The sequence below is a fragment of the Microbispora sp. CSR-4 genome (assembly GCF_008033685.1).
In the GTDB taxonomy this organism is placed as follows: Bacteria; Actinomycetota; Actinomycetes; order Streptosporangiales; family Streptosporangiaceae; genus Microbispora.
Genome location: NZ_VJVX01000005.1, coordinates 170,719 through 191,232, shown reverse-complemented (window position 1 = coordinate 191,232; position 20,514 = coordinate 170,719). Strand labels below are relative to the sequence as shown.

Sequence of the window (20,514 nt, the reverse complement as noted above, 5' to 3'; positions counted from 1 at the left end):
GGCCTGCCAGTTCCACAACCGCGACCGCTACCAGCACCCCGACCGCTACACCCGCCGCAACGTAGGCGAAGACCGCTGGGCCTTCACCTACCACCGCCTCGGACGAGCCCGACGACTACGAGAATGACCGCCCAGCGCTCCGGCGGGATCGAGGGAGCGGAGCGGAAGGGAGCGAGGACCGCAGCGAAGGCCCAGCGGAGCGGGCTTCGCGAGGACCGGAGGTTCCTTCTGGCGCAGTGACCGGGGCCAAGCTTTGTCCGCTTAACCGGGGCCACGTGTCTGTCCTGCGCATGACCAACCCCCGGTCTGCCCCTTCCATACCCGGCCACGGTCTGTCCCGCGCATAACCAGCGCCATGGGCCCCGGCCCGAGGTCCGTTCCGTCCGCTTAGTGCCAGGGCTCGGCCTTGATACGGAGGCCGTCCGGGTCATAGAGGGGCTCTCGGACGACGGTGGCGCCCACGCCGCGGCCGTTGACACCGATCTCCACACGCCCGCCACTCTCCACGCCGCCAGGCTGCACGCCGCCGGGCTCCACGCTGCCGAGTTCCACGCTGCCGGGCTCCACTTCCAGGGGAAGGTAGGCGTACGCGATCGAGCGGCCGACTCGGTGGCCGAAACCGCCGCTGGTGACGCGGGAGACGGGACGGCCGTCCAGCCGGACGGGCTCGCCGCCCAGGCAGACGTCACGATCGTCGTCGAGCACGAGGCAGCGCAACGCCGTACGGGGGCGTGGCAGGGCGGCCCGGCGCTCCGGGCGGACGGCGAAGGCGAGCCCGGCCTCCAGAGGGGTGGTCTCGGGTGTGATGTCGAGACCCCAGACCCGATAGCCCTTCTCAAGACGCAGTGAGTCGAGCGCGCGGTAGCCCGCGGGCCGCATGCCGTGCGGGCGGCCCGCGTCCATGAGGGAGTCCCACAACGTCAGCCCGTATTCGGACGGGCAGTAGAGCTCCCAGCCGAACTCGCCCACGAAAGTGACCCGCTGGGCGAGCACGGGGACGTGCCCCACGCTGATCTCGGCGGCCCGCAGGTAGCCGAAGGTCAGATCGTCGTCCGTGAGCGACGCCAGGATGTCGTACGCCCGGGGCCCCCATAGGCAGTAGCAGGCGTAGGCGGAGGTGACGTCGGTGACCGCGAGCCCGTGACGGCGCAGCAGGGCGGCGTCGTGAGGCCCGAACGCGGTGCCGGTGACGAGGCGGAACCGGTCCTTCGAGAGCCGGGTCACGGTCACGTCCGCCTCGATGCCGCCGCGTGCGTTGAGCAGTTGGGTGTAGACGACCGAGCCGTCCACGCGGTCCAGGGTGTTGCCCGCGAGCCGCTCCAGGTCGGCGACGGATCCGGATATTTCCAGCTTGGCGAAGGACGACTGGTCGAACAGCCCGGCGGCGTCCCGCGTCGCCAGGCACTCCTCACGGATCGCCGGAGACCAGACCCGGCCCGCCCAGCCCCTCGGCCGCGCCCCGCCCCCACCCGTAGCGCCCGAATCCAAAGCGCCCGAATCCAAAGCGCCCGAATCGGAAGCGCCCGAATCGGAAGCAGCGTCGGACGGATACCAGTTGACCCGCTCCCAGCCGGCCTTCTCGCCGAAGGACGCGCCCAGCGCCTCATGCCGCACCCAGGCGGGCGAACGGCGCAGCGGCCGGGCGGCGGTGCGTTCCTCGCCGGGATAGACGATGTCGTAGTACTTGCTGTAGGAGTCCAGGGCCCTGGCGCGGGCCCAGCGGGCCGAACGGGTGTAGGAGCCGAAACGACGCACGTCCATGCCGAAGACGTCATATTCGGGAGCGCCCTCGACGATCCACTCGGCCATGACCTTGCCGACACCTCCGGCGGCGGCCAGGCCGTGGACGCAGAAACCGGCCGCCACCCATAGCCCGGCGACCTCGGTCTCCCCCATCAGGAACTCCCCGTCGGGCGTGAACGCCTCCGGCCCGTGGACGACCTTGCGGAACGCCGCCGGGTCGTCGCCGTCCCCGACCGCCTTCAGTGAAGGCACCCGCCGGACCGCCGATTCCCACGACTCGCGGAACTTCGGCATGTCGGGCGCGAAGAGGGTGCGCGGCTCGGACAGGGGCCGGGCGGCGTCCCAGATCTGCGGGCTCCTGATGTAGCCGCCGACGAGGATGCCGCCGGCCTCCTCGCGGAAATACACGATGTTGTCCGGGTCGCGGACGGTCGGCGTGTCCGCCGGGACGCCGGACGGCGGGGTCACGACGTATTGGTGCTTGATCGGCACGATCGGGATGTCGGCCCCGGCCATCCGGCCGATCACTCCGGCCGCCGCCCCCGCCGCGTTCACGACGGTCTCGGTGCGCACGACGTGCTCACCACCCTCACCGCGAAGGCGTACGGCAACGACGCGGCCGTCGTGGACGTCGACGCCGGTGACCTCGACGCCGGTGAAGATCCGTACGCCGAGCCTGCGGGCGCCCTCGGCCAGGGCGTGACCGAGCCGGGCCGGGTCGAGCCAGCCGTCGCCGGGCAGCCACAGCGATCCGAGGACGTCGCCCACCTCCAGCAGTGGCAGCCGGTCGAGCGTGCCCCGGGGGTCGAGCAGCTCCAGGTCGAGCCCGTACGTCTCGGCGGCCCCGGCCTGGCGCAGCAGTTCCTCCATGCGCTCGGGGGTGGTGGCCAGGCGCAGGCCGCCCACGCCGTGCCAGCCGGGGTCGAGCCCGGTCAGCTCGCGCAGCTCGGGGTAGAGACCGGCCGAATACATGATCATTCTGGTCTGCGTGACGGTGGACCTGAGCTGGCCGACGAAGCCGGCGGAGTGCCAGGTCGTGCCCTCGGTGAGGTCGTGCCGCTCGACCAGGATCACGTCGGTCCAGCCGAGCCTGGCGAGGTGATAGGCGACGCTGCATCCGGCCACTCCGCCGCCGATGACGACGGCGCGGGCGTCTACTGGAAGTTGCGACATCGGTACCGTCCTGTAACACCCGGCCCAGAAAATCTGATCAATGGTCTGAAGGTAGACCAAAAGGAGCCGGGCATGCCAGATCCCGTCGCAGACGCAATGGATCTCGTCACGGCCTGGGCCGGGCGGCCACTGACCTTCACGACGATCAAGGGCGGGCTCAGCCACCACATCGCCAGGGTCGACAGCGAGGACGGCGACCGCTGGCTGCTACGGGTGCTCGACCCGCGCATCTCCGAGACCGGCCTCGGCATCCCGCTCGACCAGGAGATCGCCAACACGGTCGCCGCCGCGGCGTCCGGGGTCGGCCCCCGGGTCGTCCACGTGCTGCCGGGCGTCCTCCTCCTGGAGTGGATCGATGGGGTCACCCTCGACGCCCCGGCCGTGGCCGCGCGGATCGAGGAGGTGGCGGTCGCCTGCCGCCGGCTGCACGCCGGCCCGCGCTTCGGCAACGACTTCTCGATCTTCGACAAGCTCCGGGAGTTCGTGACGCGCTGCCGGGCCCACGGCCTGGCCCTTCCCGCCGGGTATGAGGACGCGCTGCCGGTCGTGGCCGACATCGAGGCGGCGCTGGCCCGGCGCCCGCTCCCCGCGGTCCCCTGCCATAACGATCTGCTGGCCGAGAACCTGATCGCCACCGGCGACGGCGTCCGGATCGTCGACTACCAGCTCTCCGGCAACAACGACCCCTGTTTCGAGCTCGGGGACATCGCCGCCGAATCCGATTTCGACCCCGACCAGGTCGTACGGCTCACGCGGGCCTATTTCGGCGACGACGAGCATGTCCCCCGGGTGCGGCTGAACCTCATCATGTCCAACCTCACCTGGACGCTCTGGTTCGTCATCCACGAGGGACTGGTCCACAACACGGCCCTGCCCGGGTTCGACTACTCCGCCGAGGCCGCCGACAAGTTCGCACAAGCCGTACGCGACCTCGGGGATCCCAGCTTCGGACGCCTGCTCGACGGCGTCCGAGAACTCCGCACCAGTAGTTAAGAGGAGGCCTCAGTGGCGCAAGCCCTCGACGACGACGCCAAACGACTAGCGGAACTCGGTTACAAGCAGGAACTGGCCCGCACCTGGAGCGGGTTCTCCAACTTCGCGATCTCCTTCTCGATCATCTCGATCCTGGCGGGATGTTTCACCACCTTCAGCCAGGCGTGGAACAACGGCGGGCCTCTGGCGATCTCCATCGGCTGGCCGCTGATCTCGGCGTTCATCCTCATCATCGGGTTCTGCATGGCGGAGCTGGTCTCCGCGTACCCCACGGCGGGCGGCATCTACTGGTGGGCGGCCAAGCTGGGCGGGCCCGTCCACGGCTGGTTCACCGGCTGGCTCAACCTGATCGGCCTGATCGCGGTGACCGCGTCGGTCGACTACGGCTGCGCGACGTTCCTGAACATCACGATCGGCCGGTTCAGCGACTCGTGGGCGAACGGCAACGCGCTGCACCAGACCTTCCTGTTGTTCGCGATCGTCCTGGTGCTCCACGCGTTGATCAACATTTTCAGCCACCGCCTGATCTCCGTGCTGCAGAACGTCTCGGTGTGGTGGCACGTGTTCGGCGCGGCGGCGGTCGTGCTGATCCTGATCTTCGGCCCGTCGAAGCACCAGGACGTGGGCTTCCTGTTCGAGACGTTCAACAACTCCGGCTTCGGCAACGGCGACGGCGGCCCGACGTTCTGGCTGTACGTGCTACCGCTGGGCTTCCTGCTCACGCAGTACACGATCACCGGCTTCGACGCCTGCGCCCACGTGTCGGAGGAGACCCACGGCGCGGCCCGCACGGCGGCCAAGGGCCTGTGGCAGTCGATTTTCTACTCGGCGATCGGCGGCTGGATCCTGCTGCTGTCGTTCCTGTTCGCGGCCACGAACGTGGACGCCGTCAACGCCGAGGGCGGCTTCGTCGGGGCCATCTTCACCTCGTCGCTGTCGTCCACGCTCGCCACCGTCATCTTCGGCATCTCCACCATCGGGCAGTTCTTCTGCGGCATGAGCTGCGTGACCTCGATGTCGCGGATGACGTACGCGTTCTCCCGGGACGGCGCGGTGCCGGGCTGGCGGCTGTGGTCGAAGGTCGACCGCAACCGCACACCGGTCAACGCCATCATCGGCGGGTGCGGGGTCGCGCTGCTGATCACGCTGCCCGCGCTCTACGCGCCGGAAGGCACGACGACCCCGGTGGCGTTCCTCGCCGTGGTGTCCATCGCGGTAATCGGGCTCTACCTCGCGTTCCTCATCCCGATCTGGCTGCGCCTGCGCGCGGGCGACTCCTTCCAGCCCGGACCATGGACCCTCGGCCCCAAATACAAGGCGTTGTCCTGGATCGCGGTGATCGAGATCGCGATCATCTCGATCTACTTCGTGCTGCCGATCGCCCCGTCGGGCGTCCCGGGCAACAAGGACTTCACCTGGACGTCGGTGAACTACGCCCCCATCGCCGTGGGGGCCGTGCTCATCGGCATCGCCCTGTGGTGGCACCTGTCGGCCAAGCACTGGTTCGCCGGGCCCCGCCGTACGGTCGACGACGCGGGCGACCGCGAAACGGTCGGGTAACCCCTCAGGAGGCCTCGAACGCCGCCGCGACGACTCGGCGGGTCTCCTCCATGGAGGCCCGTCCGAGCTCGCGGGCGATCGAGGTCATCTCCACGTCGGGCATGCCGCACGGGACCGCGAGATCCCACGGCGTGAGGTCGCCGTCCACGTTGAGCGCGAAGCCGTGGCTGGTGACCGACCGGCTCGACCGCATGCCGATCGAGACGATCTTCCGGCCGGTGTCCCGGGTCCAGACGCCCGTGAGCAGCTCCGATCCGGGCGGGGTGTCGCGCCGCTCGGCCGGGACGCCGAGCTTCGCCAGCGCCTCGACCAGCCGCAGCTCGACCTCGCGGATGTAGTCGACCACACCTTCACCGGTCCGCAGCTTCACGATGAGATAGCCGACGAGCTGCCCGGGCCCGTGATAGGTGAGCTGGCCGCCGCGGCCGGTCGGCACCACGGGGATGCCGGCCGACGGGTCGGGCAGATGCGTCTCCAGCGTCCGCTTGCCGATCGTGAAGACCGGCGGATGGCTGAGCAGCCACAGTGTGTCGGGCCGCGCGTCGTCCTGCCGCTCCGCCACCAGCGCGTCCATGCGCTCCATGGCCTTCTCGTAATCGACCAGCTCGTCCTGGACCAGGGTCAGGGGCCGTTGCCGCATCATCGCTCACCTCTTTCGATGTGAGCATAAACGCGGCCGGATGGCCCCGTGCTTCCTACCTGTGCCCGTACGAGTAGTGGTAGTCCGTGGAGGCGGGAGCCTTGGGGAACAGCACCCACATGATGAGGTAGGCCACGAACTGCGGGCCCGGCAGCAGGCAGGACAGCAGGAACAGCGCCCGCACGACCGTCGGCGACATGCCGTACCGGTCCGCGATCCCCCCGCAGACGCCGGCGATGATCCTGTGCTGTCTCGATCGGTACATCGATCGGCTCCTTTCGTCATCCGGTCCAACGGACGGCGTAGAAGCACCCGTTCCACGAGAAACCCTGAGAAAACCCCGATCCCGACCCTGAGACGACAGAGATTCAGTGCTGCCAGGGCGCGCCCGGCACGACCAGCGGGCCGCCCGTGACCGGATCCGGCACGACGACGGAGGCGAGCCCGAAGACCTCCTGGACCAGGTCGGCGGTGATGACGTCGCCGGGCGCGCCCTGGGCGACGATCCGTCCCGCCTTCATGGCGACGATGTGGTCGGCGTATCGGGCGGCCTGGTTGAGGTCGTGCAGGACGACGACCACGGTCCGGCCACGCTCCCGGTTGAGCTGCCGCACCAGGTCGAGCACCTCCACCTGGTGGGCGATGTCGAGATAGGTCGTCGGCTCGTCGAGCAGCAGGAGGTCGGTGTCCTGGGCGAGGGCCATCGCGATCCAGGCCCGCTGCCGCTGGCCGCCGGACAGCTCGTCGACCGGCCGCTCCGCGAGATCGCCGGTCTCGGTGCGGTCCATCGCCTCGGTGACGGCCTTCTCGTCCGCCTCCGTCCACTGCTGCCACCACTTGTGGTGGGGCTGCCGCCCGCGGGTGACGAGTTCGGAGACCGTGATCCCCTCCGGCGGCACGGGGGTCTGCGGCAGCAGCCCGATCTCCCGGGCGACGCGTTTGGTGGGGATGCGGGCCAGCTCGGTGCCGTCCAGCAGCACCGAGCCGCGCCGCGGCTTGAGCAGCCGGCCCAGCGCGCGCAGGAGGGTGGACTTGCCGCACGCGTTGGGCCCGATGATGACGGTGACCTGCCCGTCCGGGATCTCCAGGTCGAGGCCGTCGACGACCGTACGGTCCTCGTACGTGAGCACGAGCCCCTCGGCCCTCAGGCGGTTGCCGGTCATGCTGTCGCCGGTCATGCGGTGCCTATCATGTCGTGCCTCCGGAACGGCTGCGGGTGCGGACGATCAGCCACATCAGATAGGGAGCGCCCACCACCGCGGTGAACACGCCGACCGGCAGCTCGATCGGGGAGAACAGCTTGCGGGCCAGCAGATCCGCGATGGTCACGATCAGGGCGCCGGTCAGCGCGGAGCCGAGCAGGGGGATCTGCGCGGTGCGCGACAGGCGGCGGGCGATCTGCGGGGCGAGCAGCGCGACGAAGTCGACCGGTCCCGCCGCGGCCGTCGCCACCGACGCCAGGACGACGCCGAGGACGATCAGGCCCAGGCGGACCCGGCCGAGCCGTACGCCGAGAGCGGTCGCGGTGTCGTCGTCGAACGACACCGAGCGCTGGGCCCGGGCCGCCCAGAGCAGCGCCGGCGTCAGCACGAGCAGGATCGAGGCGAGCGGCGCGGCGTGATCGTAGCCGCGGCCGTTGAGCGACCCGGTGAGCCAGACCTTGGCCTGCTGGGCCACCAGGAAGTCGCCCTTGGTGAGGAACAACTGCGTCAGGGAGCCGAGGGCCACCGAGATGCCGATGCCGATGAGCACGAAGCGCGAGGCGTGCAGGCCCCTGCGCCAGGCGAAGACGTAGACCAGCGCGGCGGCGGCCAGGCCCCCGACGATCGAGATGTACGGCAGGGTGTCGTACGCCGCGACGCCGAAGGTCATCGCGGCGACGGTCGCCGCGCCCGCGCCCTGGGTCACGCCGATCACGTCCGGGCTGGCGAGCGGGTTGCGGGCCACGGTCTGGACGAAGGACCCGGCGAGGCCGAAGGCGGCGCCGGCGAGCAGGCCGACCGCGAGGCGGGGCATCCGCAGCGTGCCGACCACGAACGCGTCCGGGCTCGGCTGCCCCCACAGCACCCGGAGGACCTCCGCGGGGCTGACGAACGACTCGCCGACGCACAGGTAGGCCACGGCGGCCAGCGCGAGCGCCGCGCCGAGCAGGACGGCGACGAGGGCCGCCCTGCGATGCAGCAGGAAGCTCCCCCGCCCCACCCGCAGGACGGCGAAGCCCACGGGGCGCGTCATGCCGCCACCACCGCTTTCCTGCGTACGAGGGCGATCAGGAACGGCACGCCGAGCAGCGCGGTCATGACCGCCACCGGCACCTCCGAGGGCGGGAAGACGATGCGGCCGATGACGTCGGCGACCAGGAGCATCACGGGACCGAGCAGGGCCGCCGCGGGCAGCACCCAGCGGTGGTCGGTGCCCACGATGGCCCGCGCGATGTGCGGAACGGCCAGGCCGGTGAAGGCGATCGGGCCGGCGGCGGCGACCGCGACGCCGGTCAGGACGGTGGCGCCGAGACCTCCGAGGATCCGCAGCAGGGGGACGTTGTGGCCGAGCCCCTTGGCGACGTCCTCGCCGAGGGCGAGCGCGTCGAGCCCCCGGGCCATCGCGAGGACCAGCAGCAGCCCCGCGAGGAGGAACGGCCAGGTCTGACCGGCGACCTCGGCGCTCCGGCCGCTGAGCGAGCCGACGTGCCAGAACCGGAACTCGTCGAGGGCCTGGGCGTCGGTCGTGGTGATGCCGGAGACCAGGGAGGCGAGCAGGGCGTTCATCGCGGTGCCGGCCAGGGCGAGCTTGACCGGGGTGGCGCCGCCGCGCCCGCCGCTGGCGATGACGTAGACGGCGACCGCCGCGATCCCCGCGCCCGCGAAGGCGAACCACACATAGCCGGTCAGCGAGTGCACTCCGAGGAACGCGATCGCGCACACCACGCCCACCGAGGCGCCCTGGCTGACGCCCAGGATGCCGGGCTCGGCGATGGGGTTGCGGGTGATGCCCTGCATGACCGTGCCGGCCACGGCGAGGGCGACGCCGGCCATCACCCCGATGAGGGTGCGGGGCACCCGCAGCGACCGTACGACCTGGGCGTCGCCGCTGCCGCCGCCGTGCGTCAGGGCGTCGATCACCACGCTCGGCGCGATCTGGCGGCTGCCCACCGCGAGGCTGAGCAGCACGGCGAGGACCAGCAGCGCGGCGAGGGCCAGCAGGATCGCGCCCCCGGCGGTCGGGCCGACACGGTGTGAGGTGGCACGACGTCGGGCGCGGCGGCGAGTGGCACGGGACATTCGTTCGCTTTCTCGGAGCGGGACCACGTGCCTACTTGACGAGGTACCGCTCCAGGTCCCCGACGACCTGCATGGCGGCGGTGACGCCGAGACCGAGATACCAGGTCTCGTCCGGGACCTCGTAGGCGTGCCCCGCCTTGACCGCCTTGAGGTCCTTCCACAGCGGGTTGCTCTGGACCGCCGCCTTGTTCGTGGCCTTCGGGTCGCCGTACACGCCGGTGAAGATGACGTCCGCGTCGGCCTGGTCGATGTTCTCCGCGCTCACCTCGGCGGCGAGGTCGGGGATGTTCTGGTTGGCGGGGCGCGGGATGCCGGCGTCCTTGAGGATGGTGCCGATGAAGGAGGCGTTGGCGTAGAGCCGGATCACGCCGTTGGGCATGAAGCGCACCATCGAGACGACGGGCTTGTGGTCGCCCAGTTTCGCGCCGAGTGCCTTCACCTTGGCGTCATACTCGGCGAGTTTCGCCTTGGCCTCCTCGGTCTTGTCGAGGGCGGCGGCGTTGAGGAGGTAGTTCTCCTTCCAGGTGAACCCGGGACGGATGGAGAACACGGTCGGGGCGATCTTCGACAGCTCGTCGTACTGCTCGGCGGCGCGCAGCCGGCTGCCGAGGATGAGGTCCGGGTGCAGCCCGGCGATCGCCTCCAGGTTGAGGTTGTTGATCGTGCCGACGTTCTTCGGGTCGCCGGCGTCCTGCTTCAGGTAGGACGGCAGGTCGGGCGAGCCCTCGCTGGGCGCGAAGCCGACCGGCTTGACGCCCAGGGAGACGACGTTGTCGAGCTCTCCGACATCCAGGACGACGACTCGCTTGGGCTGGGCCTTGATCTCGGTCGTGCCCATGGCGTGGGTGATGGTGCGCGGCCACTCGCCCGGCTTGGCGGTGGTGCCCATCTCGGCGGTCTTCTCCGCGGCGGTGCCGAAGTCGGAGCCGCCCTTGGCGACGGCCTTGGCGGCGTCGGCGGCGGACGTGCTCGTGCCCCCGCCGCTCGCTGCGCCGCTGCCGGAGGAGGCGCCGCAGGCGACCAGTGAGAGGGCGACTGCGACGGCGCCGATACCGAGACCGATACCGCGGTGCCGGAGAGACATACGGGGGCTCCCTGCCGAGGGCTGAATTTAGGTAAGCCTTACCTTATAGGTAGATCCCCTTGAGGCGACAAGCCCGAAAAGTGTGGTTATGGTCACCGACAGCCGCCCGGCGCACCAGGACGTCGATTCGACCACCTCCCGCTGGTGATCTTCTTCGGGAAGAGGGCATATAGGGAGACAAACGACCGTCTCTGGAGTCTAAGCATGGATATCGCCACCTTGCAGGGGCAGACCCGCCTGTACCTGCGCCAGAAGATCACCATGATGGTGAACAGATATGTCGTCCATGCGGCGAACCCCGACGGTTCGGAGGGCGAGGTCGTGGCCTTCGCCGAGCAGAAGCGGATGGCCCTGAAGGAGCAGGTGACGCTCTACACGGACGAGTCCCGTCAGACGGAGCTGGCCGGGTTCAAGGCGCGCAAGGTCCTCGACCTCGCGGGCGAGTACGACGTGGTGGACGACACGGGCCACCCCATCGGCACGTTCCGCAAGGATTTCGGCCGGTCGCTGCTCCGCTCGACCTGGCATCTCCAGCAGCCGGGGCTGCCGACGCTGACCGGGCAGGAGCGGCAACTGGCGGTCGCCCTGTTACGCCGGTTCTCCGACTCGCTGCAGTGGCTGCCCTACCACTTCGACTTCAGCATCGGCGCCTCGATCGCGTTCTCGGTCGACCGCAGGTGGGGCCTGCGCGACCGCTACGCCATCGAGATCCGCGATCCGCGCCTCGACCGCCGCCTGGTCATCGCCATGGCCGTCGCGCTCGACGCCCTCCAAGCCCGATGAAGGCCGATAGAGCCCGATAGAGGATGATAGAGGCCGGTAGGGCCCGCTAGATCACGGGGAATTGCCGCGACACGTGCGCCTGTTATAGTCAGCGACAAGCCGTATGGTTCTGGCTCCGTCTCTGAGCCCATACGCGCCCAGCACAGCAGGCCGGTCCTCCAGCTCCGGCCTCTTCACGAATCTCGCGCGAATCCCGCTGCCTGCGGACGAACGCGCACTCCCACACCCACCCACGCTTTGCCCCAGACAGCTCCGGCACAAGGAGTCCCATGACCACCACCACTCTCAGCGTTCCCAAGCAGCGCAGCACTTCCCGCACCGGACAGGCCCGTACGAAGGACGCCCCGGCCGTCGAGGTCACCGGTCTGCTCGACCAGGCGGGCAGGAACACGGTGATCCGCACGAACGGCTACCTGCCCGGCCCGAAGGACGTGACCGTCCCGGCCGCGCTCGTGGACGCGCTCGACCTGCGCCGCGGCGACCACGTCCGCGGCGTCGCCCAGAACGGCCTGCTCACCTCCGTCGCGATCGTGAACGGCGAGCCCGTGGAGACCGCGCGGCCGCACTTCGCCGACCTCGTGCCGATCTATCCCGACGAGCGCCTGCGCCTGGAGACGACGCGCAACATCCTGACCACGCGGGTCATCGACCTGTTCGCGCCGATCGGCAAGGGCCAGCGCGGCCTGATCGTCGCCCCGCCGAAGGCCGGCAAGACCATGCTCCTCAAGGCCGTCGCGAACGCGATCACCACCAACCACCGCGAATGCCACCTCATGGTCGTCCTGGTGGACGAGCGGCCAGAGGAGGTCACCGACATGCGCGCGTCGGTGCGGGCCGAGGTGATCGCCTCGACCTTCGACCGCCCACCGCAGGACCACATCACCGCGGCCGAGCTCGCCGTCGAGCGGGCCAAGCGGCTCGTGGAGGCGGGCCGTGACGTCGTCGTGCTCATCGACTCGATCACCCGCCTCGGCCGGGCGTACAACATGGCCGCGCCGAGCGGCGGGCGCGTGCTCACGGGCGGCATGGACGCCGGGGCCCTGCACCAGCCCAAGAAGGTGCTCGGCGCCGCCCGCAACATCGAGGGCGGCGGCTCGCTCACGATCCTCGCCACCGCGCTGGTCGAGACCGGCTCGAAGATGGACGACAACCTCTTCGAGGAGTTCAAGAGCACCGGCAACATGGAGCTGAAGCTCAGCCGGAGCCTGGCCGACCGCCGGATCTTCCCCGCCGTCGACGTCGTCGCCTCCGGCACCCGCCGCGAGGAGCTCCTGTTCGACCCCGCCGAGCTTCCCCTGACGCGCAGGCTCCGCCGGGCGCTGCACGAGCAGGAGTCCATCGAGTCGTTCCTCACCTCGATGAAGAACACCGGGTCCAACGCCGAATTGCTTCTCGCCCTGCGCCGCGCATGATGTGAGCCCGGAATGTGAGCACGGAATGTGAGCACGGAATGTGAGCACCGGCACCAAGCCCCTGCCTGGCCGGCGCCGTGTGACCGGCCCTCCCGGCCCGCGCGGGCCGGGAGGGAACGGGTTCAGATGCCGATCGGATGCCAGACGGTCTTGGTCTCCAGGAACGCCGTCATCCGCTCGATGCCGGGGTCGGCGAGCCAGTCCACGCGATCCACCGGCGGCCGGAGCACCCGCTTGAGGTTCTCCGCGGCCAGCTCCTCACACGTGACGGCCAGCTCGGGATCGGCGCCGGTCAGGTCGATGCCGTTGACGTCCATGTGGCCCGCCAGCCAGGGGGCGATCTCGGCGGCCGAGCCGGTGAGGATGTTCACCACCCCGCCCGGCAGGTCGGAGGTCGCCAGCACCTCGGCCAGCGTGATCGCCGGCAGCGGCGCACGCTCGGAGGCGATCACCACACAGGTGTTGCCGGTCACGATCACCGGGGCGATCACGCTGATCAGCCCGAGCAGCGGCCCCTCCTGCGGAGCCACCACCGCGACCACGCCGGTCGGCTCGGGGCTCGACAGGTTGAAGTAGGGCCCGGCCACCGGGTTGGCCGACCCTAGGACCGCGCCGATCTTGTCGGACCAGCCCGCGTACCAGACCAGCCTGTCGACCGACGCGTCCACCATCTCGCCGGCCTGCTTGGCCCCCACGCCGCCCATCGCGGTGATCTCCGCGACGAACTGCGCGCGGCGGCCTTCCAGCATCTCGGCGATGCGGTAGAGGATCTGGCCCCTGTTGTACGCCGTGGCACCCGACCAGCCGGGGAACGCCTTGCGCGCCGCCCCGACCGCGTCCCTGGCGTCCTTGCGGGAGGCCCTGGCCGCGTTGGCGAGGAAGTCGCCCTTGGAGGAGGTCACGACATACGACCTTCCGCTCTCCGAACGCGGGAACGCGCCGCCGATGAACAGCTTGTACGTCTTGCGCACGCTCAGGCGTCCGGTGCGCTCACTCATCGAAGGTTCCAATCTCCAGAGGACGGGCCGGCTGGTAGGTCTGGCCACAGCGGCACACGCCGCCCCGGTGGGCGAACCAGCCGTGCCGTACGGCGAAGCGGCGGGAGCGGCTGCCCCGGGAGAAGCCGTCACCGGCGCCCGCGCGCGCCCGGCGGGCCAGGCGGCGGCGCTGCCCGTCGGCGCACCTGCACGACGGACGGCCGGAGGGGTGATGACACCGGTCATACGGCAAGGTAGGCCTCCAGACCGTGGCGTCCGCCCTCGCGGCCGTAGCCCGACTCCTTGTAGCCGCCGAACGGCGAGGTCGGGTCGAACCGGTTGAACGTGTTGGACCAGACGACGCCGGCCCGCAGCCGGGACGCCATCCACAGCATGCGCGAGCCCTTCTCGGTCCACACGCCCGCCGACAGCCCGTACGGCGTGTTGTTGGCCTTCTCCACCGCCTCGGCGGGGGTGCGGAAGGTCAGCACCGACAGCACCGGGCCGAAGATCTCCTCACGGGCGATCCGGTGCGACTGGGCCACGCCGGTGAAGACGGTGGGCGGGAACCAGTAGCCGCGGTCGGGGATCGGGCAGGCGGGCGACCACCGCTCGGCGCCCTCGGCCTCCCCGGCCGCCGACAGCTCGCGGATCTTGGCGAGCTGCTCGGCCGAGTTGATCGCGCCGATGTCGGTGTTCTTGTCCAGCGGGTCGCCGAGCCGCAGCGTGCCGAGACGCCGCTTGAGCGCCTCCAGCAGGTCGTCGGCGACCGACTCCTGCACCAGCAGCCGCGATCCCGCGCAGCAGACGTGGCCCTGGTTGAAGAAGATGCCGTTGACGATGCCCTCGACGGCCTGGTCGAGCGGCGCGTCCTCGAACACGATGTTGGCGGCCTTGCCGCCGAGCTCCAGCGTGAGCTTCTTGCGGGTGCCCGCGAGGCTCCTCGCGATGAGGCGGCCGACCTCGGTGGAGCCGGTGAAGGCGACCTTGTCCACGTCGGGGTGGTTCACGAGCGCGGCGCCCGTCTGGCCCGCGCCGGTGACGATGTTCACGACGCCCGGCGGCAGGTCGGCCTGGCGGCAGATGTCGGCGAACGCGAGCGCGGTCAGCGGCGTGGTCTCGGCCGGCTTGAGCACGACCGTGTTGCCGCAGGCCAGCGCGGGAGCGATCTTCCAGGCCAGCATGAGCAGCGGGAAGTTCCACGGGATGACCTGCCCGGCCACGCCCAGCGGCCGGGGGTTCTCGCCGAACCCGGCGTACGCCAGCTTGTCGGCCCAGCCGGCGTAGTAGAAGAAGTGGGCGGCGACCAGCGGGAGGTCCACGTCGCGGGACTCCCTGATCGGCTTGCCGTTGTCGAGCGTCTCCAGGACCGCGAGCTCACGCGCACGCTCCTGGATGATCCGGGCGATCCGGAACAGGTACTTGGCCCGCTCCGCGCCCGGCATGGCCGACCAGACGGGGAACGCCTTGGCCGCGGCCTGGACCGCGCGGTCGACGTCGGCCTCCCCCGCCCACGCGACCTCCGCGAGCACCTCCTCGGTGGCCGGGTTGACGGTCTTGTGGCGCTCCTCGCCCTGCGGCTCGACCCACTCGCCGTTGATGAACAGGCCGTACGACGGCCGGATGTCGACGATGTCCCGCGACTCTGGTGCGGGTGCGTATTCGAACATGCCTCAGTCCAGCCCTCAGTCCAGCGTGAAGTAGTCGGGACCGGCGTACCGGCCGGTGGCCATCTTCTGCCGCTGCATGAGCAGGTCGTTCAGCAGCGAGGAGGCGCCGAGGCGGAACCAGTCGGCGTGCAGCCAGTCGGGCCCGGCGGTCTCGTTGACCAGCACCAGGTATTTGATCGCGTCCTTGGTGGTGCGGATGCCGCCCGCGGGCTTCACGCCCACCTTGCGGCCGGTCGCGGCCAGGAAGTCGCGCACGGCCTCCAGCATGACGAGCGTCACCGGCAGCGTCGCGGCCGGCGACACCTTGCCGGTCGAGGTCTTGATGAAGTCGGCCCCGGCGATCATCGCGAGCCAGGAGGCTCGTCGCACGTTGTCGTACGTCGCGAGCTCGCCGGTCTCCAGGATCACCTTCAGATGGCTGTCGCCGCAGGCTTCCTTGATGGCGACGATCTCCTCGTACACCTTGAGGTAGTCGCCGGCGAGGAACGCGCCGCGGTCGATGACCATGTCGATCTCGGCGGCTCCGGCGGCCACGGCGAGGGACGTGTCGGCGACCTTGACCTCAAGGGAGGACCGGCCGCTGGGGAACGACGTGGCGACGGACGCCACCTTCACGCCGGATCCGGAGAGGGCCTCGACGGCGGTCGCGACCAGGTCGGGGTACACGCAGACGGCGGCGACCGGCGGCACGGAGGAGTCGGTGGGATCGGGCCGCACCGCCTTGGCGCACATCGCCCTGACCTTGCCGGGGGTGTCCGCGCCTTCCAGGGTGGTGAGGTCGACCATCCCGATGGCCATGTCGATGGCCTGTTTCTTGGCGGTCGTCTTGATGGATCGCGTGCCCAGCATCGCGGCCCGGGCGTCCGCCCCGACCCTGTCGACCCCGGGAAGGCCGTGCAGGAACGCACGCAGCGTCGAGGGTGAGGAGGCGACCTCCGCGAGCGGAGTAGTCATAGTTGGCACGAGACCAGCATCCCCGACCACGCGGAATGATTCCAAACCCGGAGACCCGGGCGTCCCTAAGGCATCTCCTTACCCGCCTTAGAAGTCCTATGCCGTAAGCCCCTGCCAGAGATAGGGCATCCGCCCGATGTGCCGCACCACGCCTTAGACCGAACCTTGAGGAGTACGAGAAGAGACCCGAAACAAGGAGACACTCTGATGGGTCCGGAACTGCACTACCAGGTAATGATCAACCGGGCGACCGAGCTTCAGGAGGAGGCCGCCGCCCACCGCCGCGCGCGCGAGGCGCAGTCGGGCCTGAAGGCCCAGCAGCGCTCCGGCAACCGCCGGCTGCGTGCGGCCTTCGGCAAGCTCCGCACCTCATGAGACGCGTACGAAGGCCCGGCCGGACCCTCCCTCCCGGCCGGGCCTTTCAGCCGCCGTGAACCACACCGTGAACGACACCGTGAACCACACCGTGGAGCACACCGTGAGGCTCATGGGGGCACAGAGGTCTGACCGAAAAACCAGGCGAAGCCACGCAAAGGGTCATGACATGCTGGAGCACATGACACGCCGGGCGGTGAGCCCCGTCTTCGTCGGGCGGGGCGCGGAGCTGGAGACCCTGGGCGAGGCCTACGACCAGGCGCGCAAGCAGGCCACCGCGGCGGTGCTCATCGGCGGCGAGGCGGGCGGGGGGAAGACCCGCCTCGCCGGCCGGGTCGCGGAGCAGGCAGCGCAGGACGGCGCCCACGTGCTCGTCGGGGGCTGCGTGGAGCTGTCCGCGGAGGGCCTGGCCTACGCCCCCTTCACCGCCGCGCTGCGGCAGCTCGTCCGGGAGTGCGGCGCGGCCGAGGTCGCCGCCCTGCTGCCCGACGGCGCCGCCCGCGACCTGGCCAGGCTGCTGCCCGAGTTCGGCGAGCCGAGCGGCGACGGGGAGACCGAGTCGGCCCGCGCGCGGCTGTTCGAGCTGATCCTGGCGCTGCTCGAACGCCTCTCCGAGCGGCGGCCGGTGGTGCTCGTCATCGAGGACATCCACTGGGCCGACCGTTCCAGCCGCGACCTCATCGCCTTCCTCAGCCGCAACCTCAAGACGGCTCCCGTCCTGATGGTCATGACGTACCGCTCGGACGAGCTGCACCGCACCCATCCCCTGCGGCCGGTGCTGGCCGAGCTGGGACGGGTCGATGGCGTGGTCCGGGTGGACCTGCCCCGTTTCACCCAGGACGAGGTCGCCGAGCAGATGGCCGGGATCCTCGGAGTGACCCCCGAGTTCGCCAAGGTCGACCGGGTCTTCGACCGCAGCGGCGGCATCCCGCTGTTCGTGGAGGCGCTGCTCGACTGCGGCGAGGACTGCTCGTTCCCCGACTCGCTGCACGACCTGATCATCGGCTCGGTGGAGCGGCTGCCCGAGGAGACCCAGCGGGTGCTCAGGATCGCCGCCGCCGGGGGCATCCGCGTCGGTCACGCCCTGCTCGCGGCGGTCAGCGGCCTGTCCGACGTCGATCTGGAGAACGCGCTGCGGCCCGCCATCGCGGCCAACGTGCTGCAGGTGGCCGACGGCGGGGCGTACGCGTTCCGGCACGCCCTGATCCGCGAGGCGGTCCACGACGAGCTGCTGCCCGGCGAGCACGCGCGGATGCACGCGAGGTACGCCGAGGAGATCGACCGCGACCGCGGTCTGGTGCCCCCGGGCCGGGCGGCCATCGAGATCGCCCACCACTGGTACTCCGCCCGTGACGATCTGTGGGCGCTGATCTCCGCCTGGGAGGCGTCCGAGAAGGCGGCCAAGTCGTTCGCCTACACCGAGCAGATCCAGCTCCTCGAACGCGTGCTGACGCTGTGGGACAAGGTGCCCGACGCCGCCGAGCGCATCGGCCACGACCACTGCACGGTGCTGGAACGGGCCTCCGAGGCGGCGTTCCTCAGCGGCGAGATGGAGCAGAGCCAGAAGTACGTGCGCGGCGCCCTGGCCGAGCTCGACGAGGAGACCTCACCCGAGCGGGTGGCCGAGCTGATGGTCCGCATGGCCAACGTCAAGGCGCACAAGGGCAAGCCGGGCATCCTGGAGTATCTGTGGCGCGCCGAGCGGCTGGTGCCGCAGCCGGGCGACGTACGCGCGCTGGTGCTGACCCGGCTGGGCCAGACCCTGATGTGCGCCGACGGGGTCGCCGAGGGCACCGCGCTCACCGAGGAGGCGCTGCGCATCGCCCGCGACATGGGCGACGAGGTGCAGGAGGCCGACCTCCTGATCAACATGGCGCTCGGCCACTCCATCAACGGCGACCTCGAGACCACGATCGCGCTCAACGAGCAGGCGCTGGCGATGGGCAGGCGCCTGAACTCGCCCCGCATCATCCTGCGCGCCCTGGCCAACAACGTCGACGCCCTCGACAACCTCGGCCGTTCGGAAGAGGCCGTGGCGCTCGCGCTGGAGGGCGAGAAGCTCGCCCGGCGATACGGCAGGTTCCGCCACCAGGGCACGTTCATCGCCAACAACCGGGCGGAGGCGCTGGAGTCGCTCGGCCGGTGGGACGAGGCCGTCGAGATCATCGAGCGGTCCCTGACGATGGGGCCGACCCTGCGCAACCGGTGGCACATGCTGCGGGTCCGCGCGGACATCGCGATCGCGCGCGGCGAGGAGGACCTGGCGGAGGACATCCTCACCGAGGTCGGCGTCTTCTCCCCGCATCGGGACGAGCAGACCCAGGAGTGGACGAACAACGTCCGCCTGCGTCTCGCGTGGCACCTGCTGCGCGGCGAGCCCCTGAAGGCACTCGACGTGCTGGAGAAGGCTCTCGACACCCCGCCGCTGGCCCGCAAGGCCATGCTTGCCGGACGGCTGCTCGCCCTGGTCCGATACGTCTGCGACGCGGCGGCGCCGGTCGCCCCCGACCGGGTGGCCCCGGTGCGGGAGCTGGGCGACCGGCTGGCCGTCAACCTGGGCGACGGTCCGGTGAACGAGGCGTTCGGACTGGTCTACCGGGGCGAGTTCGACGCCGCGGCCGAGGCGTGGCGGCGGCTGGGCCGTCCGTACGTCCGGGCCAAGGCGCTGCTGCACGGCGCCGCGGCCGCCGCCGCGAGCGGCGACCGTGAGGGTGCCATCGCGCGGCTGCGCGAGGCCTGCCCGCTCGCGGTCGCGTTGCGCGCCACCCCGATGGTCACCCAGATCGAGACGCTGGCCCGCCGCGTCGGCACCCCGCTCTCCGACCCCACCCCGTCCGAGCCCGTACGGCAGGCCGACCTGACCCCGCGCGAGCTGGAGGTGCTGCGCCTGGTGGCGGCCGGGCGCAGCAACCGGGACATCGCGGCCGAGCTGTTCATCTCGGCCAAGACCGTCAGCGTGCACGTGTCGAACATCCTGCCCAAGCTGGGGGTGTCGAGCCGGGGCGAGGCCGCCGCCGCGGCCCACCGCCTGTCCCTGCTCGATTAGGCGGGGCTCGATCAGGCGGGGCTCGATCAGGCGGACGAGAGTCAGGCGAACAGGGGCTCGGCCAGCAGCAGCACGCCGAAGACGGCGAACGCCGCGGCGGCGCCATACTTGATCCACTTGTCCGGCAGGCGGGTGCCGAGGAACCGGCCGACCAGGATGGCCAGCGCGTCGGCGGCGACCATGCCCACGGTCGAGCCGACCCACGTGCCGAACCAGCCGTGCTGGGTGGCCAGCGTGATGGTGGCGAGCATGGTCTTGTCGCCCAGCTCGCTGAGGAAGAACGCCACGGCGACGGCGATGAAGGCGTTGCGGGTGGTCTTGGCCGCCTTGCCCTTCTCCTCCTCGGTGAGCTCGTCGCCGCGCAGCGTCCACGCCGCGAAGGCGAGGAACGCCAGGCCCGCGATGATCGAGATGGCGGTGGTGGGGAGGGCGTCGCCGACGATCCTGCCGAGCCCGACGCTGACGAGGTGGACGAGCGCGGTCGCCGCGGTGATGCCGGCCAGCACCGGCCCCGTCTTGAACCGGGTCGCGAAGGTCAGGGCCATGAGCTGGCTCTTGTCGCCCAGCTCGGCCACGAAGATGACGACGAGAGAGATCCAGAGGGCTTGCACGGGGTCGCCTTCCTACAGGGGAGTTGCGACCGGGCCGCCGTACGACACCCGGGGAGTTCGGGCACGACTTCGGCCCGGCAGCATGTGATCATGACTGTCGGGCCGAAGGTCTCGTCCGCCACGAGGGCTCCACGACCGGGCGGGCGAACCGCCAGTGTGTCGATCAGTGGATTGTGGACTACTCCCCTTCGGGTCGTCCCAGTTTAACCGAG

General features: G+C 70.5%; 17 protein-coding genes and 1 pseudogene. 6 read left to right on the top strand and 12 right to left on the bottom strand.

The window, feature by feature from the left end:
- Positions 1 to 387 precede the first annotated feature (387 nt).
- Positions 388 to 2,916 (bottom strand): FAD-dependent oxidoreductase, encoded by a 2,529-nt coding sequence (locus FLV34_RS07765; protein WP_147942717.1) that lies wholly within the window; start codon positions 2,914 to 2,916, stop codon positions 388 to 390.
- A 72-nt stretch (positions 2,917 to 2,988) separates the two neighbouring features.
- On the opposite strand from FLV34_RS07765, the gene FLV34_RS07760 reads away from it, so the two are divergent.
- Both FLV34_RS07760 and FLV34_RS07755 read left to right on the top strand, forming a co-directional pair.
- The gene (locus tag FLV34_RS07760; protein WP_142651290.1) at positions 2,989 to 3,909 is read left to right on the top strand and encodes a choline/ethanolamine kinase family protein; all 921 of its coding nucleotides are present in this window, start codon (positions 2,989 to 2,991) and stop codon (positions 3,907 to 3,909) included.
- A gap of 12 nt (positions 3,910 to 3,921) precedes the next feature.
- The gene (locus FLV34_RS07755) at positions 3,922 to 5,469 is read left to right on the top strand and encodes an amino acid permease (protein WP_142651291.1); all 1,548 of its coding nucleotides are present in this window, start codon (positions 3,922 to 3,924) and stop codon (positions 5,467 to 5,469) included.
- A 4-nt stretch (positions 5,470 to 5,473) separates the two neighbouring features.
- Here FLV34_RS07755 and lipB read toward each other — a convergent pair whose 3' ends face one another.
- From lipB to FLV34_RS07725, 6 genes are all read right to left on the bottom strand, one after another.
- Positions 5,474 to 6,112 carry a lipoyl(octanoyl) transferase LipB gene (gene lipB / locus FLV34_RS07750; protein ID WP_142651292.1) on the bottom strand — a complete coding sequence of 213 codons (639 nt, stop codon included), beginning with the start codon at positions 6,110 to 6,112 and terminating at the stop codon, positions 5,474 to 5,476.
- Positions 6,113 to 6,164: 52 nt separating this feature from the next.
- The gene (locus FLV34_RS07745) at positions 6,165 to 6,374 is read right to left on the bottom strand and encodes a PspC domain-containing protein (protein WP_142651293.1); all 210 of its coding nucleotides are present in this window, start codon (positions 6,372 to 6,374) and stop codon (positions 6,165 to 6,167) included.
- A gap of 103 nt (positions 6,375 to 6,477) precedes the next feature.
- Complete coding sequence (locus FLV34_RS07740; protein ID WP_142651294.1) at positions 6,478 to 7,287, bottom strand: ABC transporter ATP-binding protein; 810 nt, start codon at positions 7,285 to 7,287, stop codon at positions 6,478 to 6,480.
- A gap of 10 nt (positions 7,288 to 7,297) precedes the next feature.
- Positions 7,298 to 8,344: an iron chelate uptake ABC transporter family permease subunit gene (locus FLV34_RS07735; protein ID WP_147942716.1), complete on the bottom strand. Its 1,047-nt coding sequence runs from the start codon at positions 8,342 to 8,344 to the stop codon at positions 7,298 to 7,300.
- The gene (locus tag FLV34_RS07730) at positions 8,341 to 9,390 is read right to left on the bottom strand and encodes an iron ABC transporter permease (protein WP_147942715.1); all 1,050 of its coding nucleotides are present in this window, start codon (positions 9,388 to 9,390) and stop codon (positions 8,341 to 8,343) included. Before FLV34_RS07730 ends, FLV34_RS07735 begins: the two co-directional genes overlap by 4 nt.
- 31 nt (positions 9,391 to 9,421) lie before the next feature.
- Positions 9,422 to 10,474, bottom strand: a complete 1,053-nt coding sequence (locus tag FLV34_RS07725) for an ABC transporter substrate-binding protein (RefSeq protein ID WP_147942714.1) — start codon at positions 10,472 to 10,474, stop codon at positions 9,422 to 9,424.
- Positions 10,475 to 10,678: 204 nt separating this feature from the next.
- Between FLV34_RS07725 and FLV34_RS07720 the strand changes: the two genes are divergently transcribed.
- The gene (locus FLV34_RS07720; protein WP_142651298.1) at positions 10,679 to 11,257 is read left to right on the top strand and encodes an LURP-one-related/scramblase family protein; all 579 of its coding nucleotides are present in this window, start codon (positions 10,679 to 10,681) and stop codon (positions 11,255 to 11,257) included.
- A 332-nt stretch (positions 11,258 to 11,589) separates the two neighbouring features.
- A pseudogene (gene rho, locus FLV34_RS07715) lies at positions 11,590 to 12,669 on the top strand (transcription termination factor Rho); the annotation flags it as partial.
- A gap of 122 nt (positions 12,670 to 12,791) precedes the next feature.
- On the opposite strand, the gene FLV34_RS07710 reads toward rho, so the two are convergent.
- Genes FLV34_RS07710 through deoC form a run of 4 tightly spaced genes read right to left on the bottom strand, consistent with a single transcriptional unit; the run spans position 12,792 to position 16,270 of the window.
- Positions 12,792 to 13,667, bottom strand: a complete 876-nt coding sequence (locus tag FLV34_RS07710) for an aldehyde dehydrogenase (RefSeq protein WP_142651300.1) — start codon at positions 13,665 to 13,667, stop codon at positions 12,792 to 12,794.
- Positions 13,660 to 13,899, bottom strand: coding sequence for a hypothetical protein (locus FLV34_RS07705; RefSeq protein ID WP_147942712.1), 240 nt, complete (start codon positions 13,897 to 13,899; stop codon positions 13,660 to 13,662). Before FLV34_RS07705 ends, FLV34_RS07710 begins: the two co-directional genes overlap by 8 nt.
- Positions 13,889 to 15,316 carry an aldehyde dehydrogenase family protein gene (locus FLV34_RS07700; protein ID WP_142651301.1) on the bottom strand — a complete coding sequence of 476 codons (1,428 nt, stop codon included), beginning with the start codon at positions 15,314 to 15,316 and terminating at the stop codon, positions 13,889 to 13,891. The genes FLV34_RS07705 and FLV34_RS07700 overlap by 11 nt, the downstream gene beginning before the upstream one ends.
- A 15-nt stretch (positions 15,317 to 15,331) precedes the next feature.
- Positions 15,332 to 16,270: a deoxyribose-phosphate aldolase gene (gene deoC, locus FLV34_RS07695; protein ID WP_142651302.1), complete on the bottom strand. Its 939-nt coding sequence runs from the start codon at positions 16,268 to 16,270 to the stop codon at positions 15,332 to 15,334.
- Between the two features lie 207 nt (positions 16,271 to 16,477).
- Here deoC and FLV34_RS40270 point away from each other — a divergent pair, with 207 nt between their 5' ends.
- Both FLV34_RS40270 and FLV34_RS43215 read left to right on the top strand, forming a co-directional pair.
- Positions 16,478 to 16,645 carry a hypothetical protein gene (locus tag FLV34_RS40270; RefSeq protein WP_168066475.1) on the top strand — a complete coding sequence of 56 codons (168 nt, stop codon included), beginning with the start codon at positions 16,478 to 16,480 and terminating at the stop codon, positions 16,643 to 16,645.
- Positions 16,646 to 16,826: 181 nt separating this feature from the next.
- Positions 16,827 to 19,691: an AAA family ATPase gene (locus tag FLV34_RS43215; protein ID WP_315985142.1), complete on the top strand. Its 2,865-nt coding sequence runs from the start codon at positions 16,827 to 16,829 to the stop codon at positions 19,689 to 19,691.
- 41 nt (positions 19,692 to 19,732) lie between these two features.
- Here FLV34_RS43215 and FLV34_RS07685 read toward each other — a convergent pair whose 3' ends face one another.
- Positions 19,733 to 20,302, bottom strand: coding sequence for a TMEM165/GDT1 family protein (locus FLV34_RS07685; protein WP_142651304.1), 570 nt, complete (start codon positions 20,300 to 20,302; stop codon positions 19,733 to 19,735).
- Between the last annotated feature and the right edge of the window lie 212 nt (positions 20,303 to 20,514).

Coding starts and splice junctions, on each gene's coding strand:
- FLV34_RS07765 (WP_147942717.1), bottom strand. CDS start 2,916: ATGTCGCAACTTCCAGTAGACGCCCGCGCCGTCGTCATCGGCGGCGGA.
- FLV34_RS07760 (WP_142651290.1), top strand. CDS start 2,989: ATGCCAGATCCCGTCGCAGACGCAATGGATCTCGTCACGGCCTGGGCC.
- lipB (WP_142651292.1), bottom strand. CDS start 6,112: ATGATGCGGCAACGGCCCCTGACCCTGGTCCAGGACGAGCTGGTCGAT.
- FLV34_RS07745 (WP_142651293.1), bottom strand. CDS start 6,374: ATGTACCGATCGAGACAGCACAGGATCATCGCCGGCGTCTGCGGGGGG.
- FLV34_RS07740 (WP_142651294.1), bottom strand. CDS start 7,287: ATGACCGGCGACAGCATGACCGGCAACCGCCTGAGGGCCGAGGGGCTC.
- FLV34_RS07735 (WP_147942716.1), bottom strand. CDS start 8,344: ATGACGCGCCCCGTGGGCTTCGCCGTCCTGCGGGTGGGGCGGGGGAGC.
- FLV34_RS07730 (WP_147942715.1), bottom strand. CDS start 9,390: ATGTCCCGTGCCACTCGCCGCCGCGCCCGACGTCGTGCCACCTCACAC.
- FLV34_RS07725 (WP_147942714.1), bottom strand. CDS start 10,474: ATGTCTCTCCGGCACCGCGGTATCGGTCTCGGTATCGGCGCCGTCGCA.
- FLV34_RS07720 (WP_142651298.1), top strand. CDS start 10,679: ATGGATATCGCCACCTTGCAGGGGCAGACCCGCCTGTACCTGCGCCAG.
- FLV34_RS07710 (WP_142651300.1), bottom strand. CDS start 13,667: ATGAGTGAGCGCACCGGACGCCTGAGCGTGCGCAAGACGTACAAGCTG.
- FLV34_RS07700 (WP_142651301.1), bottom strand. CDS start 15,316: ATGTTCGAATACGCACCCGCACCAGAGTCGCGGGACATCGTCGACATC.
- deoC (WP_142651302.1), bottom strand. CDS start 16,270: ATGACTACTCCGCTCGCGGAGGTCGCCTCCTCACCCTCGACGCTGCGT.
- FLV34_RS40270 (WP_168066475.1), top strand. CDS start 16,478: ATGGGTCCGGAACTGCACTACCAGGTAATGATCAACCGGGCGACCGAG.
- FLV34_RS43215 (WP_315985142.1), top strand. CDS start 16,827: ATGACACGCCGGGCGGTGAGCCCCGTCTTCGTCGGGCGGGGCGCGGAG.